Source organism: Erwinia sp. (genome assembly GCF_031978025.1).
Lineage (GTDB): Bacteria > Pseudomonadota > Gammaproteobacteria > Enterobacterales > Enterobacteriaceae > Erwinia.
Genome location: NZ_DALZCD010000318.1, coordinates 1 through 4525, shown reverse-complemented (window position 1 = coordinate 4525; position 4525 = coordinate 1). Strand labels below are relative to the sequence as shown.

The 4525-nt window shown below is 53.4% G+C and carries 3 protein-coding genes; all 3 read left to right on the top strand.

Going from position 1 to position 4525, the window contains the following annotated elements:
• The first annotated feature begins 253 nt into the window (after nt 1-253).
• Nucleotides 254-2608 carry an endopeptidase La gene (gene lon, locus RTK32_RS19255; protein WP_312046814.1) on the top strand — a complete coding sequence of 785 codons (2355 nt, stop codon included), beginning with the start codon at nt 254-256 and terminating at the stop codon, nt 2606-2608.
• Between the two features lie 211 nt (nt 2609-2819).
• The gene (gene hupB / locus RTK32_RS19250; protein ID WP_312046812.1) at nt 2820-3092 is read left to right on the top strand and encodes a nucleoid-associated protein HU-beta; all 273 of its coding nucleotides are present in this window, start codon (nt 2820-2822) and stop codon (nt 3090-3092) included.
• Nucleotides 3093-3291: 199 nt separating this feature from the next.
• A partial coding sequence (ppiD, locus tag RTK32_RS19245) for a peptidylprolyl isomerase (protein WP_312046811.1) occupies nt 3292-4525 on the top strand: 1234 nt, incomplete at its 3' end.

Sequence of the window (4525 nt, the reverse complement as noted above, 5' to 3'; positions counted from 1 at the left end):
GCGGGCGAGTCGGACCCGATGCTGATTTACGGCAAGGGCGACGCGCAGCAGGCTTCTGGTGAATAAATAACCGCACCTTTCCAACCGGTTAACGTAAATGGGGGAAATTTTTCCCCCATTTACTTTTCTCTCGCACATAACGTTGAATGTCTTACATTCATCCCCATATACTCAACTACCTGTGGGTAAAACTGCATGCCTGACGATTGCGGTTCCCCTCACCCTGGCGGAAATTAAACTAAGAGAGAGCTCTATGAATCCTGAGCGTTCTGAACGCATTGAAATCCCTGTGTTGCCGTTGCGTGACGTAGTGGTTTATCCGCACATGGTAATTCCGTTGTTTGTAGGCCGTGAAAAATCGATTCGCTGCCTTGAAGCCGCCATGGATCATGACAAAAAGATCATGCTGGTCGCACAGAAAGAGGCTTCAACGGATGAACCTGGCATTAACGATCTCTTCTCTGTAGGGACCGTAGCGTCAATTTTACAGATGCTGAAGCTGCCTGACGGCACGGTAAAAGTGCTGGTCGAAGGGCTGCAGCGCGCGCATATCACCACGCTTGCCGATAACGGCGACCATTTTACGGCTCAGGCGGAATATCTGGCTTCGCCTGAAATTGATGAACGCGAGCAGGAAGTGCTGGTCCGTACGGCGATTAACCAGTTTGAAGGCTATATCAAACTGAACAAAAAAATCCCGCCGGAAGTGCTGACCTCGCTGAACAGCATTGAAGACGCCGCGCGCCTTGCAGATACCGTCGCGGCCCATATGCCGCTGAAGCTGGCCGACAAACAGTCCGTGCTGGAGATGTCTGACGTTAATGAACGTCTGGAATATCTGATGGCGATGATGGAGTCGGAAATCGATCTGCTGCAGGTGGAAAAACGCATTCGTAACCGCGTGAAAAAGCAGATGGAAAAGAGCCAGCGCGAGTACTATCTGAATGAGCAAATGAAGGCCATTCAGAAAGAACTGGGCGAAATGGACGACGCGCCGGATGAAAACGAAGCGCTGAAGCGCAAAATCGACGCGGCAAAAATGCCAAAAGAGGCGCGCGATAAAACCGAAGCCGAGCTGCAGAAGCTGAAAATGATGTCACCTATGTCGGCGGAAGCGACCGTGGTGCGCGGCTATATCGACTGGATGGTGCAGGTGCCGTGGAATGCGCGCAGCAAGGTGAAGAAAGATCTGGTGAAGGCGCAAGAGACGCTGGATATCGATCACTTTGGCCTGGAGCGTGTCAAAGACCGTATTCTGGAATATTTAGCGGTGCAGAGCCGTGTCAGCAAAATCAAGGGGCCGATCCTGTGCCTGGTTGGCCCTCCGGGAGTAGGTAAAACCTCTCTGGGCCAGTCGATCGCTAAGGCGACCGGCCGTAAATATGTGCGTATGGCGCTGGGCGGCGTGCGTGACGAAGCGGAAATCCGCGGGCACCGTCGTACCTATATCGGTTCCATGCCGGGCAAGCTTATCCAGAAAATGGCGAAAGTTGGCGTAAAAAACCCGCTGTTCCTGCTGGATGAGATCGATAAAATGTCTTCGGACATGCGCGGCGACCCGGCTTCGGCCCTGCTGGAAGTGCTGGATCCCGAGCAGAACATTGCTTTTAACGATCACTATCTGGAAGTCGATTACGATCTGTCGGACGTGATGTTTGTGGCGACTTCTAACTCCATGAATATTCCGGCACCGCTGCTGGACCGTATGGAAGTTATCCGCCTGTCGGGCTATACCGAGGACGAAAAGCTTAATATTGCCAAACAGCATTTGCTGCCGAAGCAAATCGAGCGCAATGCCCTCAAAGCGAGCGAGCTGACCGTAGACGACAGCGCGATCGTAGGCATTATTCGTTATTACACCCGTGAAGCGGGCGTACGTAGCCTTGAGCGCGAGCTGTCCAAGCTGTGCCGTAAGGCCGTCAAAACGCTGCTGATGGATAAAAGCGTCACCCATATTGAGATTAATGCCGATAACCTCAAGGATTTCCTGGGCGTGCAGCGTTTCGACTATGGTCGTGCCGACAGCGAAAACCGCGTAGGGCAGGTCACGGGGCTGGCGTGGACGGAAGTGGGCGGCGATCTGCTGACCATCGAAACGGCGTGTGTGCCGGGTAAAGGCAAGTTGACCTACACCGGCTCGCTGGGCGAGGTGATGCAGGAGTCGATTCAGGCGGCCCTGACCGTGGTACGTGCACGTGCAGAAAAGCTGGGTATTAACGGTGACTTCTACGAAAAACGCGATATTCACGTGCACGTGCCGGAAGGCGCCACGCCGAAAGATGGCCCGAGCGCGGGTATTGCGATGTGTACAGCGCTGGTTTCCTGTCTTACCGGTAACCCGGTGCGCGCCGATGTGGCGATGACCGGCGAGATTACGCTTCGCGGCCAGGTTCTACCTATCGGCGGCCTGAAAGAGAAGCTGCTGGCTGCGCATCGCGGCGGGATTAAAACCGTGCTGATTCCGGATGAAAACAAGCGCGATCTGGAAGAAATTCCGGATAACGTGATTGCCGATCTGGACATCCATCCGGTTAAGCGTATCGAAGAAGTGCTGACGCTGGCGCTGCAAAATGCCCCTTACGGCATGCAGGTCGCGACCGCGAAATAGTGATATAAGACAAAAACACCCTAAATCCAGAGCTGGCAGACGAATTCGTACTTGCCAGCTTTTTTTTGTGCCGTTAATTTAGGGGGCTGTTAAGCCGGTGAAGGTCTGAACAGGCTCTGCTTTTACGACTCGACAAACAACGATAACTGATGCGTGTTCGTAACGGGGGAAGCCCGTTTGCGAAGTGAAATAATAAAGAGGGGATGATTGAGTGAATAAGTCACAGTTGATCGACAACATTGCTGCAAACGCTGATATCTCTAAAGCAGCGGCAGGACGTGTGCTGGACGCTTTTATGGAAGCGGTAACCGACTCTCTTAAATCGGGTGATGAAGTGGCGCTGGTAGGATTTGGCACTTTTTCCGTGCGTGAACGTGCGGAACGTAGTGGACGCAACCCGCAAACCGGTAAAGAAATTACTATTCCTGCGGGCAAAGTCCCGGGGTTCCGTGCCGGTAAGGCGCTGAAAGACGCGGTTAATTAACGTCAGGCAGCAATTTCTTCGGTGGAATGAGGACTGTCCTGACGTTCTCATGTACCATACGAGGCACATCACAACATGATGTGCCTTTTTTGTTTCAACGGTCGCAAGAGCCTGATACGCAGCGGCGTGGAGCGCCCCGGGAACGTGGGAAGCAAGCGCAAGGGTTTACATTCATAACACAGCGGAGTGTTGTCACACCATGATGGACAATTTACGCGCGGCGTCGAACCATGTCGTGCTCAAAATTATATTGGGTCTGATCATCCTCTCTTTTGTTCTGACCGGGGTGGGCAACTACCTGATCGGCGGCAATGGAGATTATGCAGCTAAGGTCAATGGTCAGGAAATCAGTCGCGCCCAGTTGGAAAGAGCGTTCAGCAACGAACGTTCGCGCCAGCAGGAAATGCTGGGTGAACAGTTCTCTCAGCTGGCCGGCAATCCTGCTTATCTGCAGCAGATCCGCCAGCAGGCGCTTTCTCAGCTGGTGGATGAGGCGCTGTTGGATCAGTATGCGAAAGATCTGCAGCTGGCAGTGAGCGACGATCAGATCAAGCAGGCTATTTTCAATCAGCCCGCCTTCCAGACTAACGGCAAATTCGATAATGCCCGCTATCTGGCCATTATTAACCAAATGAACCTGACTGCCGATCAGTACGCTCAGGCGCTGCGCAAGCAGCTGACCACGCAGCAGCTGATCGCGGCAGTGACCCGCACCGACTTTATGCTGCCGGGCGAAACCGACTCGCTGGCCGCGCTGGTTTCTCAGGAACGTCTGGTGCGTGAGGCGACGATTAACGTCGCGGCGCTGGCGGCGAAGCAAAACGTCAGCGATGAAGAAGTTAAAAACTATTACGAGCAGAATAAAAACAGCTTTATGGCGCCGGAACAGTTCCGCGTCAGCTATATCAAGCTGGATGCGGCCTCATTGCAAAAAGAGGTCAGCGAGAGTGATATTCAAAGCTGGTATGAGCACCATCAGCAGGATTATACCCAGCCGCAGCGCAGCCGTTTTAGCGTGATCCAAACCAAAACCGAAGCTGATGCACAGGCGGTACTGGACGCGCTGAAAAAAGGCGGTGATTTTGCTGCGCTGGCAAAAGAGAAATCCATCGATCCTATCTCTGCACGTAAAGGTGGTGATATGGGCTGGCTGGAGCCGGATACCACGCCGGACGAGCTGAAGAGCGCTAACCTGACGCAGAAAGGTCAGCTTTCAGGGGTAATCAAATCCTCTGTCGGCTTTATTGTCGCGCGTCTGGACGATGTTAAGCCGCAGCAAATCAAACCGCTTGCTGCCGTACATGACGACATTGCCGCTAAAGTGAAACACGAAACGGCTGTCGACGCTTATTTCAAGCTGCAGCAGAAAGTGAGCGAAGCGGCGAGTAATGATAATGAGTCGCTGGCGGGCGCTGAAGAAGCGGCAGGCGTGA